Here is a 23,175-nt window from a genome sequence, read left to right as displayed (position 1 = left end):
GAGGCAGCGACCGACATGGCGACCTGGACCCTGGTTCTCTCCGTGCTCGACAGCGCCGTCCGGCTGTCGGTGCCGCTGATCTTCGCCTGCCTCGCCGGCCTCTATTCCGAACGCGCCGGGGTGGTCGATATCGGCCTCGAAGGCAAGCTGCTGGCCGGCGCCTTCGCCGCCGGGGCCGCCGCCGCCGTCATTCCCGACCCCTGGATCGGCCTCGCCGCGGCGATCGGCGCGTCGGTCGGCTTTGCCCTGGTGCACGGCTTCGCCGCGATCAGCCAGCGCGGCAACCAGATCGTCTCGGGCGTCGCCCTCAACGTGCTCGCCTCCGGGCTCACCGCCGTGCTCGGCAATGCCTGGTTCGAACAGGGCGGCCGTACGCCGCAGCTCGGCGCGGCCGCCCGGTTCGGCGAGATCACCCTGCCCTTCGCCGAGGCGGCGGCCGCGGTGCCGGTCATCGGCACCTTCTATGCGGAGGTCGTTTCCGGCCATTCCGTGCTCGTCTATCTCGCCGTTCTGGCAGTGCCGCTCACCGCCTTCCTGCTCTACCGCACGCGCTGGGGGCTGCGGCTGAGGGCCGTCGGAGAAAACCCCGCGGCCGTCGAAACGGCGGGCATTGCGGTGGCCCGCCTGCGCTATCAGGCGGTCCTGGTCGCCGGCCTTCTCTGCGGCCTCGGCGGCGCCTATCTCGCCATCGCCCAGTCGGCCGGCTTCGTCAACGACATGACTGCGGGCAAGGGGTTCATCGCGCTCGCCGCGCTGATCTTCGCCAAATGGCGGCCCTGGGCGGCGCTCGGCACCTGTCTCCTGTTCGGCCTCCTGGATGCGACGGCGCTGCGCATCCAGGGCACCGTCCTGCCCGGCATCGGTCAGGTTCCTGTTCAGGCGATCCAGGCTTTGCCATATATCCTCACGCTGGTGCTGCTGGCCGGCTTCATCGGCCGGGCGGTCCCGCCCAGGGCCTCCGGCATCCCCTATGTGAAGGATCGGTCGTGACAACCGAACTGACAGCCCTGTTCGAAGCGGCCAAGGCGGCGCAGGCCCGTGCCTATGCCCCCTATTCGCGTTTCCAGGTCGGCGCTGCCCTGCGCACGGCGTCCGGGGCCGTCCATGCCGGCTGCAATGTCGAGAACGCCGCCTATCCGGTCGGCGCCTGCGCCGAGGCCGGCGCGCTCTCGGCCATGGTGCTGGCGGGCGACCGGGCGGTGGTCGAGGTGCTGGTCATCGGCGACGGGCCGGAACTGTGCACGCCCTGCGGCGCCTGCCGCCAGCGCCTGCGCGAATTCGGCGCGAGCGACATGCTCATCCACGTCGCCGGCCCGGAAGGCGTCAGGAGGAGCTTTGCGCTCGGCGAGCTGCTGCCCCATTCGTTCGGCCCGGACAATCTGTCATGAGCGCGGCGGACCTCATTCGCGCCAGGATCGGCCCGGCGCCGATCGACTGCGCCATCGTGCTCGGCACCGGGCTCGGCCCGCTCGCCGACGCGGTCGACGAGGCGATCGCCCTCGCCTATGCCGAGCTGCCGGGTTTCCCCCGCGCCGGGGTATCGGGCCATGCCGGCCGGCTCGTGGTCGGCCGCCTGGAAGGCCGGCGGGTCGCCATGATGCAGGGCCGCGCCCATGTCTACGAAACGGGCGATGCCCGCGTGATGCAGCCGGCCATCGCGGCCCTCGCCGGGCTCGGCGCCCGGGCGCTGCTGCTGACCAACGCCGCCGGCTCGCTGAGGGAGGACATGCCGCCGGGATCGGTCATGGCGATAGCGGACCATATCGGACTGTTCGGCCCGAACCCGCTGATCGGCGCCACCGGCGACGAGCGCTTCGTGTCGATGAACGATGCCTATGATCCCGCGCTGAGGGCGGCGCTCGGCCGGGGCGCCGCGGCGGCCGGCGTCACGCTGCGGTCCGGCATCTATGCCTGGGTCACCGGACCGAGCTTCGAAACCCCGGCGGAGATCCGCGCGCTGCAGCGGCTCGGCGCCGACGCCGTCGGCATGTCCACCGTGCCGGAGGTGATTCTCGCCCGCCACGCCGGGCTGCGGGTCGCGGCGCTCTCGATGATCACCAATTTCGGTGCCGGCATGGCCGCCGAGGCGCCGTCCCATACCGAAACCAAGACGGTCGCCTTGGCCTGCGCGCAGGCCCTCGGCGCGGTCGTCCGCGGCTTCCTCAGGGAGATCGCGGCATGAGCGAAGGATTTGCCGCCGAGGCCATCGCGCTGCTCGACCTGACCGATCTTTCCGAGACCGCCGACGAAGCGGGACTCGCACATCTCTGCGAGCGCGCCTCGACGCCGCTCGGCCCCGTCGCCGCCGTCTGCATCTGGCCGCGCTTCGTCGCCGCTGCCCGGCAGCGGCTTGCCGGCACGCTCATCAAGGTCGCGACCGTCGTCAACTTTCCGGCCGGGACCGCGGATGTCGCAGCGGCATCGGCGGAAACCGCGAGGGCCATCGCCGACGGAGCCGACGAGATCGACCTCGTCCTGCCCTACCAGGCGGTCATGGCGGGCGACGATGACACGGCAGCGGCGCTGGTCGGGGCCGTACGCGCGCGCGTTCCACCCGGGCGCCTGCTCAAGGTGATCCTGGAAACCGGCGCGCTCGGCACGCCCGAACGCATTGCCCGCGCGGCCCGGATCGCCATCGGGGCCGGCGCCGACTTCATCAAGACCTCGACCGGCAAGACCCGCGTCTCGGCGACGCCCGAGGCCGCGCGCGTGATGCTGGAGGTGATCCGCGCCGCGCCGCGCCCCGTCGGCTTCAAGGCCTCGGGCGGCATCCGCACGCGTGAGGATGCCCGCGCCTATCTCGCGCTCGCCGAGGCGGTGATGGGCAGGGGCTGGCCGCGGCCGGACACCTTCCGGTTCGGCGCGTCGGGCCTGCTCGACGCATTGCTCGCCGGCGCCGCCGCGCCGGACAGTGCCTATTGAAATCCCGGCCCACAGGACCTTTCGCATGACGCTCCTTCCGCAAGAGATCATCCGCGACAAGCGTGACGGCCGCGCCCTGAGCGACGAGGCGATCGAGGCTTTCGTCGCCGGCATCGCCGACAACAGGGTGACCGAGGCGCAGGTCGCGGCGCTGGCCATGGCCATCTTCTTCCAGGGCATGACCATGGCCGAGCGCATCGCCCTCACCCGCGCCATGACCCGTTCGGGCGAGACGCTCGCCTGGCAGGACCTCGACCTGCCCGGCCCGGTGCTCGACAAGCACTCGACCGGCGGCGTCGGCGACACGGTCTCGCTCATGCTGGCCCCGATGGTGGCGGCGGCTGGCGGCTTCGTGCCGATGATATCGGGACGCGGCCTCGGCCATACCGGCGGCACGCTCGACAAGCTCGAATCGATTCCCGGCTATGACGCAACGCCGTCGCTGGACCGGCTGCGCCGCACCGTGCGCCAGGTCGGCTGCGCGATCATCGGCCAGACCGCCAATCTCGCGCCGGCCGACAAGGTGATCTACGGCGTGCGCGACGTGACCGCGACGGTCGAATCGATCCCGCTGCTGACCTCGTCGATCCTGTCGAAGAAGCTCGCCGCCGGCCTCGACGGTCTGGTGATGGACGTGAAGACCGGGTCGGGCGCCTTCATGCCGGACTTTCTGCGATCGAAGGAGCTCGCCGATTCGATCGCAACCGTCGCCGCCGGCGCCGGCCTGCCGACGGTGGCGCTGGTCACCCCGATGGACCAGCCGCTCGCCAATGCCGCCGGCAATGCGGTGGAGGTGCGCTGGGCGATCGACTATCTCACTGGCCAGCATCGCGAATCGCGCCTGCACGGCGTCACCATGGCGCTGGCGGCCGAGCTTCTGGTGCTCGGCAAGCTCGCCCCCGATCTCGACCGGGCGCTGGGCAAGCTTGAGCGCGTGCTCGGCAACGGCCGGGCGGCCGAGGTGTTCGAGCGCATGGTGACGGCGCTCGGCGGGCCCGGCGATCTCCTGGAGAGCCCGGACAAGCACCTGCCGCGCGCGCCCGAGGTCCGGCCGGTCCTCGCCGCGACCGGCGGCACGGTCACCGCCATCGACACCCGCAAGGTCGGCATGAGCGTGGTCGCGCTCGGCGGCGGCCGCACCCGCTCCGCCGACCCGGTCGATCATGCGGTCGGCCTCACCGACCTCGTCATGCTGGGCGAGCAGGTGGAAAAGGGCCAGCCGCTCGCCATGGTGCATTCGCGTGACGAGGCCGGCTTCGCGGCGGCTGCCGCCATGCTGGCCGAGGCGATCACCGTCGACCATGGCGGTGCCCTGATCGGCGCCCTCGTCCAGGCCCGCATCCAGGCGGACGCCGCCCCCGCCGCCCGCTCCAGCTGAACGGAGAGCCCATGCCGCGCAGCGTCATCCTGGTCCTCGATTCCCTGGGCATCGGCGCCGCCGCCGACGCCGCGGACTACGGCGATGCCGGCGCCGATACGCTCGGCCATATCGCCGACTGGTTCGCCGCGCGCGGGCCCGGCCTGCATCTGCCCAACCTGATGACGCTGGGCCTTGCCAAGGCCGCCGAGGCCGCCTCCGGCCGGATGCCGCCCGGCCTTGCCGCCACCGCCCGCATTGCCGGCCGCTACGGCTACGGGGTCGAGACCTCGCGCGGCAAGGATACGCCCTCCGGCCATTGGGAGATCGCCGGCGTGCCCGTCACCACCGACTGGGGCTACTTTCCGGATACGAGACCCTGCTTCCCCGCCGATCTCGTCGCGACGCTGGTCGACCGCTGCGGCCTGCCCGGCATTCTCGGCGACTGCCACGCCTCCGGCACGGCCATCATCGCCGAGCTCGGCGAGGAGCATGTCCGGACCGGCCGGCCGATCCTCTACAGCTCGGCCGATTCGGTGCTGCAGATCGCCGCCCACGAGGAGGCTTTCGGCCTCGATCGGCTTTACCAGGTCTGCCAGGTGGCGCGCGAGCTTTGCGATGCGCTGCGGATCGGCCGGGTCATCGCCCGGCCCTTCGCCGGCTCCTCGGCCGCCGATTTCCAGCGGACCGCCAACCGCCGCGACTATGCGGTGCCGCCGCCGGCGCCGACGCTTCTCGAGCTCGCGACGCGCGCCGGCCGCGACGTCGTGACCGTCGGCAAGATCGGCGACATCTTCGCCCATGTCGGCACCGGAACGGTCATGAAGGCGGCCGGCAACATGGCCCTGTTCGACCGCACGCTCGAAGGCCTCGACCGCCTCGCGGAGGGCGGCCTGCTGATGGCCAATTTCATCGATTTCGATTCGCTCTACGGCCATCGCCGCGATCCCAAGGGCTATGGCCAGGCGCTCCGGCAGTTCGATCGCCGCCTGCCCGAGCTCGATGCCCGCCTGCGGCCCGGCGATCTCGTCGTCATCACCGCCGACCACGGCTGCGATCCGACCTTCGCGGGATCCGACCACACGCGCGAATATGTGCCGATTCTCGCCTACGGGCCGGGCCAGCCGACCGGCCCGATCGGCCGGCGGGAGACCTTTGCCGACATTGCCGCGACACTTGCCCGCCACCTCGCCCTGCCCGCGCCGGGCGCCGGCACGCCGTTCTGATCCCGACCCGCCGCGCCGGATCCGGGCGCGGGTTGCAGTCCGGCTGCCGGCGCCAGGAATCCGAGCATTGCAAGCCGCCGCCCCGCATCCCATGCTGGCCCGGCTGGGGTGAAGGCTGGATCAACCGGCTCATCCGACCCGTTGCAGGCGCCGCCCGGCGCCGGGCCGGCGGGATCGGTCCCCGCGGAAACGAGCCAAGGGGAAGATCCAAGATGAAACGTCGCCATTTCGTCGGCAGCGCCGGTGCGCTGGTCGCCGCCGGCGCGGTCGCAGCGCCAGCGGTCGCGCAGTCCATGCCCGAAATCCGCTGGCGCCTGACCTCCAGCTTTCCGAAATCGCTGGATACGCTCTATGGCCTGACCGAAGTCTTCGTGAAGCGGGTCGCCGAGATCACCGACAACCGCTTCCTGATCCAGCCCTTTGCCGCCGGCGAGATCGTGCCCGGATTGCAGGCGCTCGATGCGGTGTCCAGCGGTGCGGTCGAATGCTGCCACACCGCATCCTATTATTATGTCGGGAAGGACCCGACCTTCACCTTCGGCTCGACCCTGCCTTTCGGCATGAACGCGCGCCAGCAGAACGCCTGGTTCTTCGACGGCGGCCTCGATCTGCTGAACGAATTCTACAAGGACTATGGCGTCGTCTCGATCGCCTGCGGCAATACCGGCACGCAGATGGGTGGCTGGTTTCGCAAGGAGATCCGGACGCTCGCCGATTTCAAGGGCCTGAAATTCCGCATTGCCGGGCTTGCCGGCGCGATTCTCGCGCGCATCGGCGTCGTGCCGCAGCAGATTGCCGGCGGCGACCTCTATCCAGCGCTCGAGAAGGGCACCATCGATGCCGCCGAATGGGTCGGCCCCTATGACGACCTCAAGCTCGGCCTCTATAAGGTCGCGCCCTATTATTATTATCCCGGCTGGTGGGAAGGCGGGGCGCAGCTCGCCGCCATGACCAACATCGCCAAATGGGACAGCTTGCCGAAACACTACAAGGCCGCGTTTCAGGCGGCCTCCTATGAGGCGGGGACCTGGATCCAGGCGCGCTATGACGCCCAGAACCCCGCGGCGCTCCGTTCGCTCGTGGCCCAGGGCGCGCAACTGCGCCCCTTCCCGCAGGACATGATGGAGGCCGCCTACAAGGAAGCGAATGCCTATTACGCCGAAATCGCGGCAGGCAATCCCCGGTTCAAGAAGGTGCTCGACCACTATATCGCCTTCCGCAACGAGGAATATCTCTGGTTCCAGGTGGCCGAATATACGTTCGACAGCTTCATGATCCGCATGCGCGCCCGGCCGAACTGATCCGGGCGAGGCCGGATCGGTCGTGCCGGCCTTCGGCGCAATGGCTTCTTGCGCCGAAGGTCACGCCTTGCGGTGCGCCGCGCCCCGTGTTTCACAGTTGCCCGTGTCCCTTCGAACCGGACATTCGCTCCGCGCTCCCCATGGGCACGAGGCGAATGTCCGGTCGGAGGCACGAGGGCGAGATTCCCATCGAGGACGGCGCATGGCACTTCTCAAGGTCTACTGGCGGGTCCTGATGCAGCTCGGGCCGGAGCGTCGGCTCGGCATCATCCTGCTCACCTGCAACATCATTCTCGCCTGCATCATGTTCGCCGAACCGATCCTGTTCGGCCGCATCATCGACGCCCTCACCCGCGCCCAGGCGCAGAACCGCATCATCACCTGGAGCGAGCTGCTGCCGCTGGTCGGCGCCTGGGTGTCGTTCGGCCTGTTCACCATCGTCGCCGGCGTCCTGGTGGCCCTGCATGCCGACCGCATGTCGCACCGCCGGCGGCTCGCCTTCATGCAGCACTTCTTCGAGCACGTGCTGAACCTGCCGCTCAGCTACCATTCCGGCACCCATTCCGGCCGCCTGCTCAAGCAGATGCTGGAAGGCTCCAACGCCATGGCCTGGCTGCTGCTGTCGTTCCTGCGCGAGCATTGCGCCTCGATGATCGCCCTCGTCATCCTGGTGCCGGTCTCGCTCTGGGTGAACTGGCGGCTCGGCATCCTGCTGGTCGTCATGGTGTTCTTCTTCTTCTTCCTGACGAGCTATGTGCTGCGCCGCACCGAGACGCTGCAGGGCCACGTCCAGGAGTTCCACAACGCGCTCGCCGAACGGGCGACCGACGCGCTCGGCAACGTGCCGGTGATCCAGTCGTTCACCCGCATCGACGCGGAGGTGCGCGCCATGCGCGCCACCGTCGACGCCCTGCTCGCCGCCCAGATCCCGGTCCTTTCCTGGTGGGCGATCGCGGCGGTCGCCTCGCGCGCCTCGGCGACCCTGACCGTGCTGGCGGTGTTCCTCACCGGCACGTGGCTGCATATCCACGGCCTCGCCAGCATCGGCGAGATCGTCACCTTCATGGGCTTTGCGACCATGCTGATCGCCAAGCTCGAGGCGCTCGTCGGCTTCATCAACGCGGTGTTCCTGGAAGGTCCGAAGATCCGCGACTTCTTCGATGTCATCGATACGACGCCCCAGGTGCGCGACCGGCCGAACGCGGTCGATATCGGCAAGGTCACGGGCACGGTCGTGTTCGAGAACGTGTCATTCTCCTATGACGGCAAGCGCGCGGCGGTCGCCGATCTCTCCTTCGTGGCGGCGCCCGGCGACACCATCGCCCTGGTCGGCTCCACCGGCTCAGGCAAGTCCACCACGCTGTCGCTGCTGCACCGGGTCTTCGATCCGCAATCCGGCCGCATCACCATCGACGGCCAGGACATCCGCGACGTCACCCTGAGCTCGCTCCGACGCAATATCGGCGTCGTGTTCCAGGAGCCCATGCTGTTCGCCCGCACCATCAAGGAGAACCTGCAGGTCGGCCGGCCGGACGCCAGCGACGCGGAGATCTGGGAGGCCTGCGAGCGCGCCCAGGCGGTCGAATTCCTCAAGCGCCAGCCCGACGGGCTGGACACCGAGATCGCCGAGCGCGGCCGGTCGCTGTCGGGCGGCGAGCGCCAGCGCCTGTCGATCGCGCGCGCGCTCCTGAAGGACCCGCCGGTCCTGATCCTGGACGAGGCGACCTCGGCCCTCGATGCCGCGACCGAGCAGAAGCTGCAGGCCGCCCTCGTCGAGGTGATGAAGGGCCGCACCACCTTCGTCATCGCGCACCGGCTCGCCACCATCCGCCACGCGACGCGCATCCTTGTGTTCGACCAGGGCCGCGTGGTCGAGACCGGATCGTTCGAGGCGCTGGTCGCCCAGGGCGGCATCTTCGCTGGGCTCGCCAGGGCGCAGTTCATGGCCGGCGACGCCGAAAAGGCGGCGGCCGCCGCGACCTGAGGCGGCATCAGACGAAACGCAGCGACATCGGGGCGAGCGCAAGGCCCTCGACCACCGTTGACCAGGTCTCGCCCGGCGCGACCGGAAAGGCGCGGGTCACCGTTCCCGTGGTGATGATCTCGCCCGCCGCGATCGGCCGGGCTTGCGCGTCGGCGGCGAGAACACCGGCCAGGTGCCTGACCGCTGAAAGCGGCCCGTCGAGCACGTTGGAGAGCACGCCGCAGTCGACCACGACGCCGTCCTTCGACAGGGCGATGGTGGCCGTCGCCAGCCGTTCCAGCCAGGGCTCGGCCGGGCCCGTCACCGGCACGGCCGGTCCGCAATGGAGCGCGCCGTGCAGGCCGAAGGCGGCGGTGCAGTCGGCGCCCTGGAACTGCCAGCCCGGAAACAGCGACTGGACGATCTCGAACCCGTGCGCGATCCAGTCGATCGACGCCAGAATGGCGCGCTCGTCCATGTCCGGCGTCACCCCGGCCTTGAAGCCGAAGACGATTTCCGGTTCGATCCGCGGCTCGACGAGATGGCTGAGCGACGCCTCGGCCGGGCCGGCCACGGCCCTGTAGGTCGTCTCGTAGACAGGTCCCCAGATCGGGGCATAGACGCCGTATTCGTCCCAGATGGTCCGGTTGGTGAAGCCGATCTTGCGCCCAATCACCCGCTCGCCGCGGGCGACGCGCAGCCGCGTGACCTCGTGGGCGACCTTCTGGGCGTCCTCGGTCGAAAAGGTCGGCTCGATGCTCGTCAGCGGGCTGATCTGCCGGCAGGCGTCATAGGCGGCCAGCACTTCGCCCGCGTACAGGCGCGTCTGCGAGGAACAGAGCGACATGGCGTTCATTCCAGGAACCGGAAATGGCAACGCCTCCGGTGTGAGCCGGAGGCGCGACCTGGTGACCGAGAATGACCTGCCCGCAGCGGGCCGGCAATGGCCTTATTGCGGCGTCGCAGGTGCCGGCTGCGCAGGAGCCGGCGCCGGGCTCGGCGCGGGCGCCGGGTTTGCCGGAGCAGGCGTCGCCGGGGCCGGAGCAGGCTGGGCCGGCTGGGCCGGAGCCGCGGCGCTGCGGGTCGACGGCGGGAATTTCGGATCGGTCCTCACCCCGCGCAGCAGATCCAGCGCGTGGTTGAGCTGGATGTCGTCCTTCTGCTCGCGCGGAACATAGCCCGAGGACGCCGAACGTTCCTCGTTGTTCTCCTGATTCGGATTGCGCAGATGGCCGCGCAGTCCGGCTTCGCCCCGATTCTGCTGGGCGGCTTCGGCGATGCGCGCCCGCAGTTCCTCCGGCAGCGGCTGCTCGACCGAAATGTCCGGATCGATGCCGCGCGCCTGGATCGACCGGCCCGACGGCGTGTAGTAGCGCGCCGTGGTCAGCCGCAGCGCCCCCTGGCTGCCGAGCGGAATGATGGTCTGCACCGATCCCTTGCCGAACGAGCGGGTGCCGAGCACGGTCGCCCGCTTGTGGTCCTGCAGCGCGCCGGCGACGATCTCGGAGGCCGAGGCCGAACCGCCATTGATCAGCACGATCACCGGCTTGCCACCGGTCAGGTCGCCCGAGCGGGCGTTCCAGCGCTGGGTTTCCTCGGCGTTGCGGCCGCGGGTGGAGACGATCTCGCCGCGCTCCAGGAACGCATCGGAGACCGAGATCGACTGGTCGAGCAGGCCGCCCGGATTGTTCCTGAGGTCGACGACATAGCCGCGCAGCTTGTCGGCCGGCACCTTGTTGCGGATGTCCTCCAGCGCCCGGCGCAAACTGTCCGTGGTCTGCTCGTTGAACTGGGTGATGCGGATATAGCCGACATCGTCGCCGATCACCTGGTGGCGCACGGCGCGGATGACGATCCGGTCGCGGGTGATCGGAATGTCGCGCGCGGCGGCGCCGGTCCGGGTGACGCGAATCGTGATCTGCGAGCCGACCGGGCCGCGCATCTTTTCCACCGCCTGCTGCAGCGTGAGGCCCTGGATAGGCTCGTTGTCGATATGGGTGATGATGTCGTTGGCGAGGATCCCCGCCTTGGACGCCGGCGTGTCGTCGATCGGCGCGACCACCTTGATCGCACCGTCCTCCTGGGTGACCTCGATGCCGAGGCCGCCGAACTCGCCGCGCGTCTGCACCTGCATGTCACGGAAATTGCGCGCGTCCATGTAGCTCGAATGCGGGTCGAGCGAGGACAGCATGCCGTTGATCGCCGCTTCGATCAGCTTGGCGTCGTCGGGCTTTTCGACATAGTCGGAACGGACCCGCTCGAAAATGTCACCGAACAGATTGATCTGCCGGTAGGTGTCGGATCCTGCGGCATTGGCGCTCATGCCGAGGATCGCCCGCGGCTGCGACAGCGCGACGGTCGCGAGCGCACCCATGGCGGCACCGGCAAGGAGGAGCGAAGCTTTGCGCATCATCCGCGAACCCTTTCATTGGTCTGCGCGCCCGGGCCCCGCGGGGCCCACCAAGGCGCCGGATCGATGTTCGATCCATCCTTGCGGAACTCGACATAGAGGACGGGCTGGGAGGAGCCCGTTGTCACCGCCGCAGCCGGCGGGGGCGCATCCCCCATAACGCCCACCGGCTCGCCGGCCAAGACGAATTGGCCAAGATCGACCGTGATCCTGTCCATTCCGGCGAGGACGAGATGATACCCGCCCCCGGCATTGAGGATCAAGAGTTGTCCATAGGTCCGGAACGGGCCGGAATAGACCACCCAGCCATCCGCCGGCGCCGTGACGGAAGCGCCCGGGCGGGTGGAGAAAGACTGTCCGCGCTCGGTTCCGCCAAGGCCGTCCTGCGCGCCGAATTCGCGCAGGCGGGTGCCCAGAACCGGCATCGGCAGGCTTCCGCGCGTCTGCGCGAAGGGAATTGCCGGGTTCATCCGCCCGGCATTCTGCAGGGCGGCCATCTGCGCGCGCCGGTCGGTCGCGGCCGGGCCGCGCGCCACCACCGAGGTGCGCGCCGCCTCGGCAGCGCGCCGCGCGGCGGCAATTTCAGTCTCCATGCGGCCGATCAAAAGTTCGAGATTGTCGGCCTGACGCGACAATCCGCTGGCCCTCTGACGCTCGGCATCCAGCGTCTGCTCGCTCGTCGCCAGCTGTTTCTGCCGCGCCTCGGCCAGCGCCTCCACCCGGATCCGCTCGTTGTCGAGCGAGACCATGTCGCGCTTCAGCGTGTCGCGCTCGGCCACGATCGACCGGCGCACATTGGAAAGGTCGTCGAGATCGCGCGCCAGCACGCGCACGGCATCGCGCATTTCCGGCACCAGCGTGCCGAGCAGCATGGCGGTCCTGACCGTTTTCAGGACATCGTCGGCGCCCACCAGCATGGCCGGCGGCGGCCGGCGGCCCATGCGCTGGAGCGAGGCCAGGACTTGGGCGATCAGGTCGCGCCGCTCGTCGAGTGAGGCACGCAGCTCCGCCTCGCGGCCATCGAGCCCGGCAAGGCGCGCCTCGCTCTCGATCACCTTGCCTTCCAGCTCCCGGACCCGCGCGGCCGCCTCGATGCCGGACCGCACCAGCGCGGCGCGGTCGGCACGCATCGTGCCGATTTCCGTCTCGATCCGCGTGCGTTCGGCATTGGCGCGCGCAAGATCGTTCTTGATCGCATCGAGCTCGCGCTGCCGCTCGCGACGCTCCGCCTCCGCCCGCTCCGCCGGCGACGGCGCCTGAGCGGTCGCCGGCACGGTGACGACGAAGGGAACGAGAAAGGCGGGACTGAGACGCATCAGGGCCCGAATCGGCAGGGCGAACGACAAGGGACTTACACTCTATGCCCGCCGGGGCGGAATCAGGGCAAGCGGGTGTTGCTTTGGCGGCACAGTGTTGCCGCCGTGCCGCTCAGTTGAACAGCGCGTCGATCTCGTCCTGGCTGGCATGGCCCGCCTCGCCCTGGAGCTTCGGGCCGTTGACGAGGCCGGCATCGCCGGTCGCCTCGGCCATGGCCTCCACCGAGACGTCGCGGAACGAATCGATGCCGCCCCAGATGTCCATCATCCTGACGATGCGCTCCTCGATGAATTTCAGCGTGTTGACCACCTTGGTGATGCGCTGGCCGGTCAGGTCCTGGAAATTGCAGTGCTCGAAGATGGTGATAATCTTCTGCTGGATGTCGTCGACGGCGCCGCGGTCCTGCTGGCTCTTGAGCTTGGCCGCGAGCTGGCCGGCGATCTGGTCGATGGTCTCGGCCGCGCTCAGAATGCCCTCCGTCGCCTCCTCGGTGCCCGAGACGATGGCGTCGAGCTCGTGGGTCACGCGGGTCATCTGCTTGCCCTGGAACCCGGAGACATGCAGCGTCGCGATCTCGTGCTTGGTCTGGTTGATCGCCGAATAGATGCTGTCGAGCTCGGCCTTGAGCTTCAGCGCCTCCTGCATCTCGCTGCGATAGGCCTCGATCATCTGCCGCGACACCTCTTCGGCCGGCTGGATCAGCGCGCGCAGCGACTTCAGTTCCGCCATGATCTCCAGATGGCCGGCGCCGGCGGGCGTTCCGTCGGCCATCGGCCAGGCAATGTCCGCCGGCTGCGAGAACGATTCGATGCGGAAGGCTTTTTTCGAGGCGCGCATGGACGATCCGGATGTCGGGCGACCGGTGCGTTTCTGCCCGGTCCTTGGCCGAAATCTTGAACGGTGGCCTGGTTAAGAGCGCGTTCCGGCCGGTCGGAGAAAGATGCTGTTGCCGGGTAAAACGACGTTAACCTTGCCGCCGCGCTAACGGCGTCGGCGGCAAGGCCGCGACGGCCGCCCCGAGCCCGTCGGGCACCGCCCGCAACCGCGGCCCTTCATCCCCCGTTAAGCCAGGATGAGGCTTGTCTTCTCCCCAGGCGCCCGCAGCCGCGGCGGCGCAACGGTCGATCCGTTCGCGCAGCACTTCGGGCGTAACCAAAGCCAAGGGGCCGCGCCCGCCGGCCGGCTCCGCCAATACGGGTTCGCCGATGACCAGGATCGCGCTTGCAGCAACCCTCGCCGGCCTCATTGCGGCCGGCCCGGCCTTCGCCCAGGGCTGGTACGAGCCCGACGGCTATGGCTATGACGGCCCGGCGCGCGCCGGCCGCGTCCGGCCGGCGCCGGAAAGCCATCCGCGCACGGCCTATCCCGAGACCGACTATTACGGCCGGCCCTTGCCCGGCCGCCGCGGCGCGGTCGGCGGCGGCTTCATCGAATATCTCTATGAGGGCGGCGAGCCGCCCCCGCCGCCGCGCGGCACGCGCATCGTGCCGCGCGGGGCGCCGTCCCCCTATGCCGATATCGAGAGCCGGGTCGTGCCGCTGCGGCGGACGAGCCGCATGCCGGATTTCAACGACATGCCGGTGGAACCGGGCGCGCCGCGCGGCATGCATCCGCGCTTCCTGCCACAGGTCGTGCGCTACCAGACGAGCCAGCGTCCCGGCACGATCGTCATCGATACCCGCGAGCGCTTCCTCTATCTGGTCGAGCCCGGCGGCATGGCGCGCCGCTACGGCGTCGGCGTCGGCCGTCCCGGCTTCGGCTGGACCGGCAGCAAGGTGATCACCCGCAAGGCGGAATGGCCGGACTGGCGCCCGCCGGCCGACATGCTGCGGCGCCGGCCCGACCTGCCGCGCTTCATGGCCGGCGGGCCCGACAATCCGCTCGGCGCCCGCGCTCTCTATCTCGGCTCCTCGCTCTACCGCATCCACGGCTCCAACGAGCCGCATACGATCGGCACCTATGTCTCATCCGGCTGCTTCCGCATGCGCAACGAGGACGTGGTCGACCTCTATCAGCGCGTCAGGGTCGGCACGCGGGTGGTGGTGATGTGAGCCGCCGCCTGGCGGCGGGCGGGTTGCCGCACGCCAGGGCCCATGCCGGCTCGGGGCGAATGCGAGGGATGCGGGCGCGCCGGTTGTGCGCGCCAGCCGCGCTGATATCGTCCTTATCGAATTTTTACGGCCGCCCGTGCCTTCGGAGACCATCATGTCCAAAGCCTCCGCGCTGCGTCTTGTCGATTCCGATCCGGTCGGCACCTCCACGGTGCCGAACGATCTCGAAGCCTTCTGGATGCCGTTCACCTCGAACCGCGCCTTCAAGGCCCGCCCGCGCCTGATCGCCCGCGCCAAGGACGTGCACTACTACACGCCCGAGGGCCGGCCGGTGATGGACGGCACGGCGGGCCTGTGGTGCTCCAATGCCGGCCATAGCCGCGACCCGATCGTCCAGGCGATCCAGAAGCAGGCGGCCGAGCTCGACTATGCGCCCTCGTTCCAGTACGGCCACCCCAAGGCCTTCGAGCTGGCCAGTCGTATCGCGGCGCTCGCGCCCGGCGATCTCGACCATGTCTTCTTCTGCAATTCCGGCTCGGAAGCCGCCGACACCGCGCTGAAGATCGCGCTCGCCTATTGGAACGTCCGAGGCAAGGGCTCGAAGACCCGGCTGATCGGCCGCGAGCGCGGCTATCACGGCGTCGGCTTCGGCGGCATCACGGTCGGCGGCATCGTGCCGAACCGCAAGTTCTTCGGCTCGCTGCTGGCAGGCGCAGACCACCTGCCCCACACCTACAATCGCGAGGAGCAGCGCTTCTCGGTCGGCGAGCCGGAATGGGGCGCCCATCTCGCCGACGAACTGGAGCGGATCGTCGCGCTGCACGATGCTTCGACCATCGCCGCCGTCATCGTCGAGCCGATGGCCGGCTCGACCGGCGTGCTGCCGGCGCCCAAGGGCTACCTGAAGCGCCTGCGCGAACTCTGCACCAAGCACGACATCCTGCTGATCTTCGACGAGGTCATCACCGGATTCGGCCGGCTCGGCCATGCCTTCGCCTCCGAGCGCTACGGCGTCACGCCGGACCTGCTGACCTTCGCCAAGGGCGTCACCAACGCGGCCGCTCCGATGGGCGGCGTCATTGCCCGCAAGGGCATCTACGACACCTTCATGACCGGGCCGGAACATGTGGTGGAGCTGTTCCACGGCTATACCTATTCGGCTCATCCGCTCGCCTGCGCGGCCGGCCTCGCCACCCTCGACATCTATCGCGACGAAGGGCTGTTCGAGCGCGCCAAGACGCTGGAGCCGCTCTGGGCCGAAGCCGTGATGACGCTCAAGTCGAAGCCGGGCGTGCTCGACATCCGCCAGGTCGGCCTCACCGCCGCGATCGATTTCGAGGGCTACAAGGACGCGCCCGGCAAGCGCGGCTTTGCCGCCATCGAGCATTCCTTCCACGAGGAGGGCCTGATGATCCGCACCGCCGGCGACGGCATCGTGCTGACGCCGCCGCTGATCGTCAGCGAAAGCCAGATCGCGGAGCTGGTCGAGAAGGCCGGCCGGGTGATCGAGGCGACGGCCTGACGCCGCGATCGCGGTCCCACCCGACAATGACCCCGGCCCTGCGGCCGGGGTTTTTGTTTGCAGGGAAGCGACTGAAGCGTCTCGACGCGCAGCGGGCATCGGCTCGCCTGAAGAAATCGCCTCAGGACAGCCGCTTGGAGGCTTTCCGCGCTCCCAAGAGACGGCAAAGGCGCTATGGCGCCGCGCCCGCGCCGTCGAGCCGATGCAGCCGCACCGCCGGGCACACCTTCCGGGCAATGTCGCAGAGATGCTGGTGATGGGTGAGGTAGATCACCTGGCCGGCCCGCGCCATGCCCGCGAACAGCCGGAAGGCCTCCTCGGCACGGAAATCGTCGAAAGTCTCCATGATGTCGTCGGCGATGAACGGCATCGCGCTGCGCGCCGCCGCGAACTCGTGATAGCCCGCGACGCGCAGGGCGAGATAGAGCTGGAAGCGCGTGCCTTTCGAGAGCTCGCTCGCGACCTTCGAGCCGCCGCCGCGCGCAAGCGCGACGAGCGTCTCGCCATCCTTGCCCGGCTGGGCGGCGAGGCCGGCATAGGCGCCGCGGCTCATGGTGCGGAACGCTTCCGAGGCGCGGGCCATCATCGCGCTGCGATGCCGCTCGCGATAGCTGGCGAGCGCCCGCTCCGTCGCCGCGACGCCGGCGCGCAGCGCGAGATAGCGCAGCGCGCCGTCCTCGATCTCCAGCAGGGTGGTGCGTCGCTTCTCCTCGATCGCCGCGACCGCCTCGTCGGCACCGATCGCCGCGACCCGGTCGATCGCGCCGGACCGCTCCGCGAACAGCTCCTGGCAGCGCCGGTCCTGATCCTCGAAGCGGCTTTGCAAGGCGCTCAGCTCGGCTTCCAGCGCCGCGCGATCAGCGCTGTCGAGAACGCGCTCGGCACTGGCAAGATCGACGGCGCGCAACGCCTCGACGATCTCGGCCTCGGCCGTCGCGGCAGCCTGGCGCAGCTCGGCCCGCAGCACGTTGCCGGACAGCTTTTCGGCAATTTCGGCCAGCGACGAGACGGCGAACAGCGTCATCATCGGCTGCTTCTGCGCCGCGAGAATGGCCGAGGCCTCGGCAAGCTCGCGCTGCCTCGCCTCCGCTTCCTCCAGCCGGGCACGCAGGGCCGCGCGCCGGGCCGCCGCGGCAGCGGCCTGCCGGACCGCATCGCCGATCCGTTGCGCCAGCTCCAATGCCGGCGCCGCGTCCGCCAGCTCCAGCGATGCGGCAAGCGCTTCCACCTCGGCGCGGAAGGCCGCCTGATCCGCCTCCATCTTGGCGATGCGATCGAGGAGGCCGGCACGCTTCTCGAGCGCCGGCGCGAGATCGGCGATCGCCGCGAGAACCTCGCGCACGGCCGCCACATCGGGCGCGATCGCATCCTCGCCGAGCCAGCAGCCCCGGCACGTCGTCTCCCATGCCTCGGTCCAATCGCGCAGCGCGGCCGCGGCCTCTTCCGCCGTGCGCTCACGGACGCCGAGATGGCGCTGCCGCTCGTCCCGCTCGGCACGCAGGCGGCGCAGCTCGGCTTCGCCGTCGAGCCCGGCCTGCGCCACGGACAGGGCCGCGTCGAAACCTGCATCAGGCGCGATCGCAAGGCCGGCCCGGCCGAGGGCGGCGCATAGCCTGTCCGTCTCCGCCGCCGCATCGGCGACGACGGCCCGCAGGTCGCGCTCGGCGCCGCGAAGCGTCTCGCGCGCCTCCAGGGCGCTCCTTCGGCGGGAGAGCCAATCCTCGAGCACCGGCAGGGCGGGCGCCGGAGCGAAACAGGGCGACATTGCCCGGGCCGCATCGGCAACCGCGGTGTCGAGAGCGTGCAGAGCGCCGGCGGCGCGATCCGCAAGCTCGGTCACGCGCGCGAGCTCCGCTTCGGCCATGGCCAGGGCATGCCGGTTCTGGTGCAGTTTCGCCAGCTCGGTCATGTGCGTGAAACGGGCCGTGCCGACGAGGTCGTCCTGGCGCAGCGCCAGTTCGAAATGATCGGCCGACGATGCGTCGAGCGTCCGACGGTGGGCCGCCCAGGCCTGCTCGCGCCGCGCCCGGATCGCCGCGGCTTCCTGATCGGTGACGACGCCCGTCAGGGAGGCGAGGCTCGTGTGCTCGGCCTCGAGCTGGCCGATCCGGGTCGTCAATCGTTCGACCTCGGCGCGATGTCCGGCCTGCGCGACCTCCAATGCGCTGCGCTCCGACTTCCAGCGCTGCAGCATGTCGGGGGTTGGACAGGCCATGCCGACGAGCTCATCCGCTTCGCCCCGCCAGGGCCGCAGTGCGGCCAGGCGATCGGCGAGCGCCTCGCGCGCTTCGGCGCGGATACGCTCGGCATGGCGGCGGCGGGCCTGGTGGTCGGCGGACCGCAGCGCGGCGACCGTGGCGGCCAGCGCCGCCATGGCATCGTCGCGCCCGCGCGCCTCGGATGCCGCGAGCCCCGCGTCCGGCAGCCGGGCGACGACCTCCGCGAGGCGATCCCTGGCTTCGCCAAGCTCCTTGGCGGCATTGCGGACCGCCGCATCGACGCCCGAACGCGCTTCGATCAGCGCGCGCAGCCGACCGACCGTCGCTGCTTTCAGCAGCAGGCGCTGCGGCTCGGGCTCGCCGGCCCGCCCGAGACGCCCGAGGATCCCCGCGATCGAAAGATCGAGCTCGCGCAGTTCCAGCCGCTTGTTCGGAATATCCATCTCGGCCGTCACATGGCGCGCCCGCTGGTCGCCGTGGCGCTCCACCCGGTCGGCCAGCCCCAGCGCCGCTTCGTCCACGACGACCGCGCCGAGCTCCTCGGCCAGCCGCGCGATCTCCTCGGCATTGGCCTCGACCTGCACGCCGAGGGCGATCTCTTCCCGCTGCAGGGCGGGAAGCTGGCTCACCCAGTGCCGCGGTGCCTCGGGCATGGCGGCGAGCGGCGCAAGGCGCGCGCGTAGCTCACGCAGCGCCGCGAGGCGGGGCAGTGCCGCGAGGTGGCGCCTGATCTCGTCGAGGCGCGTCTGGACCAGCGCGCGCTCGGCGATCGCCTGGTCATAAAGTGATGCCGCCCGATCGCGCGCCTCGACGAGACGGGCATGATCCGAAGCCAGCGTGTCCAGGCGCTCGCGCTCGGACTTCAGCGCCGCGAGCCGGGCCTTGAGATCGACGAGCGCGCCGCTGCGCGCGCGATACCGGTAGAAGCCGTCCGCCTCGCTCCTGAGATCGATCAGCTTCTGGCTGAGATGGGCAAGGCCGGTGCTGGCGGAGAACAGGAGCCGGCCCAGATCGCCCTTGCTCGCCAGAATGCTCTCGCCGCCCTTTTCGAGCGTTTCGTCGTCGAGCGAGAACATGGTGCGATAGGCATCGCGCTCGATACCGCCGAGCCCGGCGCGGATCGCGCTTTCCGCCAACGGACGATCCTCGCCGTCGAGCAGGCTGTTCTGGGCGCGCTTGATGCGCCGGAAATTGCGCGTCTCGCCATCGATGTCGAGCGCTCCGCCGACACGCATGGTCGAATAGGGATGGAGGAAGTCGAACGGGCTCTGCGGGCCGATGCCGAACAAGAGGTCGAGAAAGGCGGCGAGCGCCGTCGATTTGCCGGCTTCGTTCGGACCGTAGACGATGTGCAGATCAGGCTCGCCCGGCGCGCATGCGCCGAAGTCGATGCTGTGATCGGTGAACTTGCCGTAGCGGGTCAGGTCGAGGCGGCGGAGGCGCATGGGTCAGGCGTTTCCATCCGCGGCCTCGAGCCGCGCGACGACGCTCTCGGCGCCCTCCCCGGCGAGACGCGCCAGCGTGTTCCGGAATGCGGCCTCGTCGAGGCCGAGGACGTCCCGGCATTCGGCCGGAAGCTGGGCCCTGAGCTCTTCGGCCATGGCGGCCAGCTCGGCCTGAAACGAGTCCGAGGCCAGGATCTCATCGGTCATCAGGCGATGCAGCTCGGCGAGCGGGTCGGCCGACGACTGTGCTGTTCGGGCCGGCGGCTCGCAGGCGGCATCCAGCTTTTCGACCCAGCAGGCACCCACCGCCGCGGCGCGCTGGTCGGCTTCCGTCTTCAGCAGATCAATGTCGCGCCGGATGCGCCATGCGAGCGGCGTCGTTCCCGCCAGCGTCAGGCGCGTGACGAGCTGTTCCGAGCGCGCGGCCTGCCGTTCCTGGTCCAGCCTGCGCGTGATCGCACCGACGAGATCGCGCCAATCGTCGAGCCCGGTGACGTCGACCACGACACGCTCGAACTGGGCGATGCTGGTCGGCCGCTCCTCGATATGGACCGAGCGGTTGTCGTCGATGGCGACGAGGGTCACCGACTTGGCGCCGGCCTCGTTGATGTCGCGGCCCTGCGGCATGCCCGGCATCACGACCGCTCCTCCGGCCTCGGCGACCGCGCGCCTGTGCACGTGGCCGAGCGCCCAGTAGTCGAAACCCGTGGCCTGGAGGTCGGCGAGGCTGCATGGCGCATAGCGGTCATGGCCGGGCGCGCCGCCGAGGCTGGTGTGGAGCAGGCCGATATTGATCGCTCCGTCGACGGCCGGCCGATATCGGCCGACGAGGCTTTCCGGCGCATGCGGCTGCGCAAAGCTCAGGCCGTGAACAGCCACCGGGCGACGGCCGGCGGCCCGGTCGAGCACGACCATTTCGGCGCGCGCGCCGAACACCTTCACCGAATCGGGGAAGACCAGCTCCCGGGTGATCCGCGAGACGGCGTCGTGATTGCCCCGGATGATGAAGGATCGGATGCCCGCGGCATCAAGGCGATGGAGCTGGTCGGCGAGGAAGCGCGCCGTCTTCATCGACGTCTGGTCACCGTCATAGAGATCGCCCGCGATCAGCAGGGCATCGACCTGTTCCTCCAGGCAGAGATCGATCGTCCGCACGAAGGCGCGGCGGGTGGCATTGCCGATCAGCTCGGCGAGATCGGGATCGCGCAGGGCCAGCGAGCGAAGCGGCGAATCGAGATGGACATCGGCCGTGTGAATGAAACGGAACATGCTCAGCTGCCCTGAATCCCAAATTCGCCCGAAACCGGCGGCGAGCGCGGCGCGGCAGCGCGCGGCGATCGTGCCCGGCCGGTTGCAGCCGGCAATATCGCCAGGACGGCCGAACCGCAAATCGTCGCCGGAGCCGGCTCATCCGAAGGCAAGCTGAACCTTCATGGCCCGCGCACGGTCGGAAGCGAGCTCGAACGCCTCGACCGCCCGGTCGAGCGGCAGCGTCGCCGAGATCAGCGGCCGCACGTCGATGCGGCGCTCGCCGAGCATGGCGACGGCATCGGCGAATTCGCCGTGGAAGCGGAAGGTGCCGCGCAATTCCAGCTCCTTGGCGACCACGACGCTGATCGGGATGATGAAGTCGCCGCCGGTACCGACCTGGACGACGATGCCGCCGGGACGAAGCGCGGCCAGCGCGCCGGCCAGGGCCTGGCTGTTGCCGGAGGCTTCGAACAGCACGTCGAAAGTCCCCTTCTCCGCTTCGTAGCCCTTCAGCCCGTCCGGCTCGGCTGCGGTATTGATCGCCCGGTCGAGACCAAGCCGGCGCGCCATGGCGATGGGCGCCTCGGCAATGTCGGTCGCCACCACCTCCGCCGCGCCGCCGGCGCGGGCGGCGAGCGCGGCAAGAGCGCCGATCGGGCCGCAGCCGGTGACCAGAACCCGCCGGCCGGCGACACCGCCTGCCCGGTTCACGGCATGGAGACAGACGGCGAGCGGCTCGGCGCAGGCCGCTTCGCCCAGGCTGACATGATCGGCGACGCGGTGTGCCTGGACGGCATCGCAGACCAGCACCTCGCGGAAAGCGCCCTGGACATGGGGAAAGGGCATGGCCGAGCCGTAGAAGCGCATGTTGAGGCAATGGTTGAACATGGCCTCGCGACAATAGCGGCAGCCGCCGCAGGGCCGGCTCGGGCTGACCGCCACCCGGTCGCCCGGCTTCAGGCTGCCGACGGCCGTGCCGACCGCCTCGACGACCCCGGCGATCTCGTGCCCGAGGATCATCGGCTCCTTCAGCCGCACCGCGCCGAAGCCGCCCTGGTGGTAATAGTGCAGGTCCGAGCCGCAAATGCCGCCGGCGGCGATCCTGACCGCAACCTCGTGCGGCCCCGGGGACGCGACCGGCTGTTCCTCGATCCTGAGGTCGTGCGGCGCATGGATCACCAGTGCCTTCATGGGGCTCCTCGCGGCATGGCGGCTAGCCGGGGCGGCCGGCCTTCGCCATGCTAGCGTGACGCGCGCGGCCGGCGCAAAGGCGTAACGGAGACCCCGGACATGAGCTCGCATTTCGACATTTCTGGACGCGTCGCGCTGGTCACCGGATCGAGCGCCGGCATCGGCTTCGCGCTGGCGCGCGGTCTTGCCCGCGCGGGCGCGCGCGTCGTGCTCAACGGCCGCGATGCCAGCCGGCTCCAGCAGGCCGGCGTCGCTCTGTCGGCAGAGGGCCTCGCCGTCGAAAGCCTTGCCTTCGACGTGACCGACCCGGCGGCGGTGAGCGCGGCGGTCGCGCGCATCGAGGCCGATATCGGCCCCATCGACATTCTCGTCAACAATGCCGGCATTCAGCGCCGGATGCCGCTCGACAGCTTTCCCGAGGCCACCTGGCGCGAGCTGATGGCGACCAATCTCGACAGCGTCTTCTATGTCGCGAAGGCGGTGGCCGGCGCCATGATCGCGCGCCGCTCCGGCGCCATCGTCAATATCTGCTCGGTGCAGAGCGAGCTCGGCCGGCCGTCCATCGCGCCCTATGCCGCCTCCAAGGGGGCGGTGAAGATGCTGACCAAGGGCATGGCCATCGACTGGGGCAAGCACGGCATCCGCGTCAACGGCCTCGGGCCGGGCTATTTCAAGACCGAGCTCAACCAGGCTCTCGTCGACGATCCCGCCTTTTCCGCCTGGCTGACGGCGCGCACGCCACTCGGCCGCTGGGGCGATGTCGAGGAGCTGGTCGGCGCCTGCCTGTTCCTGGTGTCGCCGGCGGCGAGCTTCGTCACCGGCCATGTGCTCTATGTCGACGGCGGCGTCACCGCCCAGCTCTAGGATCCTGTCTTGACGCGTTTCGTCACGCGAAGCGGCTCCCGCTTCGCTTGAAAACGCTATGACGAGGCGCCTCGGCCGAGCGCGCCCATCCACACCGCCACGGCAGCCGCGCCGGCATCCGGCGTGCCGAGCGCGC

The 23,175-nt window shown here is 69.9% G+C and carries 18 protein-coding genes; 11 read left to right on the top strand and 7 right to left on the bottom strand.

The annotated features are described in order from the left end of the window. Positions 1–15: 15 nt before the first annotated feature. The 8 genes from OZ671_RS23245 to OZ671_RS23210 all read left to right on the top strand — a co-directional run bounded on the left by OZ671_RS23245 (position 16) and on the right by OZ671_RS23210 (position 8,790). Positions 16–990: an ABC transporter permease gene (locus tag OZ671_RS23245; protein ID WP_268862936.1), complete on the top strand. Its 975-nt coding sequence runs from the start codon at positions 16–18 to the stop codon at positions 988–990. Beyond that, positions 987–1,388, top strand: coding sequence for a cytidine deaminase (locus tag OZ671_RS23240; protein WP_268862935.1), 402 nt, complete (start codon positions 987–989; stop codon positions 1,386–1,388). The genes OZ671_RS23245 and OZ671_RS23240 overlap by 4 nt, the downstream gene beginning before the upstream one ends. Continuing rightward, complete coding sequence (locus OZ671_RS23235) at positions 1,385–2,182, top strand: purine-nucleoside phosphorylase (protein ID WP_268862934.1); 798 nt, start codon at positions 1,385–1,387, stop codon at positions 2,180–2,182. Before OZ671_RS23240 ends, OZ671_RS23235 begins: the two co-directional genes overlap by 4 nt. Then, the gene (gene deoC, locus OZ671_RS23230) at positions 2,179–2,922 is read left to right on the top strand and encodes a deoxyribose-phosphate aldolase (protein WP_268862933.1); all 744 of its coding nucleotides are present in this window, start codon (positions 2,179–2,181) and stop codon (positions 2,920–2,922) included. Before OZ671_RS23235 ends, deoC begins: the two co-directional genes overlap by 4 nt. Positions 2,923–2,947: 25 nt before the next feature. Further along, complete coding sequence (deoA, locus tag OZ671_RS23225; protein ID WP_268862932.1) at positions 2,948–4,300, top strand: thymidine phosphorylase; 1,353 nt, start codon at positions 2,948–2,950, stop codon at positions 4,298–4,300. An 11-nt stretch (positions 4,301–4,311) separates the two neighbouring features. Further along, the gene (locus tag OZ671_RS23220; RefSeq protein ID WP_268862931.1) at positions 4,312–5,505 is read left to right on the top strand and encodes a phosphopentomutase; all 1,194 of its coding nucleotides are present in this window, start codon (positions 4,312–4,314) and stop codon (positions 5,503–5,505) included. Positions 5,506–5,717: 212 nt separating this feature from the next. Then, positions 5,718–6,806: a TRAP transporter substrate-binding protein gene (locus OZ671_RS23215; RefSeq protein ID WP_038303577.1), complete on the top strand. Its 1,089-nt coding sequence runs from the start codon at positions 5,718–5,720 to the stop codon at positions 6,804–6,806. A gap of 202 nt (positions 6,807–7,008) precedes the next feature. Continuing rightward, positions 7,009–8,790: a glucan ABC transporter ATP-binding protein/ permease gene (locus OZ671_RS23210; protein WP_268862930.1), complete on the top strand. Its 1,782-nt coding sequence runs from the start codon at positions 7,009–7,011 to the stop codon at positions 8,788–8,790. Positions 8,791–8,797: 7 nt separating this feature from the next. On the opposite strand, the gene OZ671_RS23205 is transcribed toward OZ671_RS23210, so the two are convergent. From OZ671_RS23205 to OZ671_RS23190, 4 genes are all read right to left on the bottom strand, one after another. After that, positions 8,798–9,616 carry a 2-keto-4-pentenoate hydratase gene (locus OZ671_RS23205; protein WP_268862929.1) on the bottom strand — a complete coding sequence of 273 codons (819 nt, stop codon included), beginning with the start codon at positions 9,614–9,616 and terminating at the stop codon, positions 8,798–8,800. Positions 9,617–9,718: 102 nt separating this feature from the next. Then, positions 9,719–11,182, bottom strand: a complete 1,464-nt coding sequence (locus tag OZ671_RS23200) for a S41 family peptidase (RefSeq protein WP_268862928.1) — start codon at positions 11,180–11,182, stop codon at positions 9,719–9,721. Further along, positions 11,179–12,495 carry a murein hydrolase activator EnvC family protein gene (locus tag OZ671_RS23195; protein ID WP_268862927.1) on the bottom strand — a complete coding sequence of 439 codons (1,317 nt, stop codon included), beginning with the start codon at positions 12,493–12,495 and terminating at the stop codon, positions 11,179–11,181. Before OZ671_RS23195 ends, OZ671_RS23200 begins: the two co-directional genes overlap by 4 nt. A gap of 112 nt (positions 12,496–12,607) precedes the next feature. Beyond that, complete coding sequence (locus tag OZ671_RS23190) at positions 12,608–13,333, bottom strand: protein phosphatase CheZ (protein WP_268862926.1); 726 nt, start codon at positions 13,331–13,333, stop codon at positions 12,608–12,610. 368 nt (positions 13,334–13,701) lie between these two features. On the opposite strand from OZ671_RS23190, the gene OZ671_RS23185 reads away from it, so the two are divergent. After that, positions 13,702–14,547 (top strand): L,D-transpeptidase, encoded by an 846-nt coding sequence (locus OZ671_RS23185; protein WP_268862925.1) that lies wholly within the window; start codon positions 13,702–13,704, stop codon positions 14,545–14,547. A 154-nt stretch (positions 14,548–14,701) separates the two neighbouring features. Continuing rightward, on the top strand, positions 14,702–16,069 hold the full coding sequence (locus OZ671_RS23180; RefSeq protein ID WP_103167995.1) for an aspartate aminotransferase family protein: 1,368 nt from the start codon (positions 14,702–14,704) through the stop codon (positions 16,067–16,069). Positions 16,070–16,241: 172 nt separating this feature from the next. Here OZ671_RS23180 and OZ671_RS23175 read toward each other — a convergent pair whose 3' ends face one another. From OZ671_RS23175 to OZ671_RS23165, 3 genes are all read right to left on the bottom strand, one after another. Then, positions 16,242–19,733, bottom strand: coding sequence for an AAA family ATPase (locus tag OZ671_RS23175; RefSeq protein WP_268862924.1), 3,492 nt, complete (start codon positions 19,731–19,733; stop codon positions 16,242–16,244). A gap of 3 nt (positions 19,734–19,736) precedes the next feature. Then, positions 19,737–21,002 carry a metallophosphoesterase family protein gene (locus tag OZ671_RS23170; protein WP_268862923.1) on the bottom strand — a complete coding sequence of 422 codons (1,266 nt, stop codon included), beginning with the start codon at positions 21,000–21,002 and terminating at the stop codon, positions 19,737–19,739. A 138-nt stretch (positions 21,003–21,140) separates the two neighbouring features. Further along, entirely contained in the window at positions 21,141–22,175 is a 1,035-nt protein-coding gene (locus OZ671_RS23165) for an L-idonate 5-dehydrogenase (protein ID WP_268862922.1), read from the bottom strand. Positions 22,176–22,274: 99 nt separating this feature from the next. On the opposite strand from OZ671_RS23165, the gene OZ671_RS23160 reads away from it, so the two are divergent. Then, complete coding sequence (locus OZ671_RS23160) at positions 22,275–23,039, top strand: glucose 1-dehydrogenase (RefSeq protein ID WP_268862921.1); 765 nt, start codon at positions 22,275–22,277, stop codon at positions 23,037–23,039. Positions 23,040–23,175 lie beyond the last annotated feature (136 nt).

Origin of the sequence: Phreatobacter sp. AB_2022a (assembly GCF_026847585.1) — a bacterium.
Lineage (GTDB): Bacteria > Pseudomonadota > Alphaproteobacteria > Rhizobiales > Phreatobacteraceae > Phreatobacter.
This window is presented reverse-complemented; position numbering and strand designations above follow the sequence as displayed.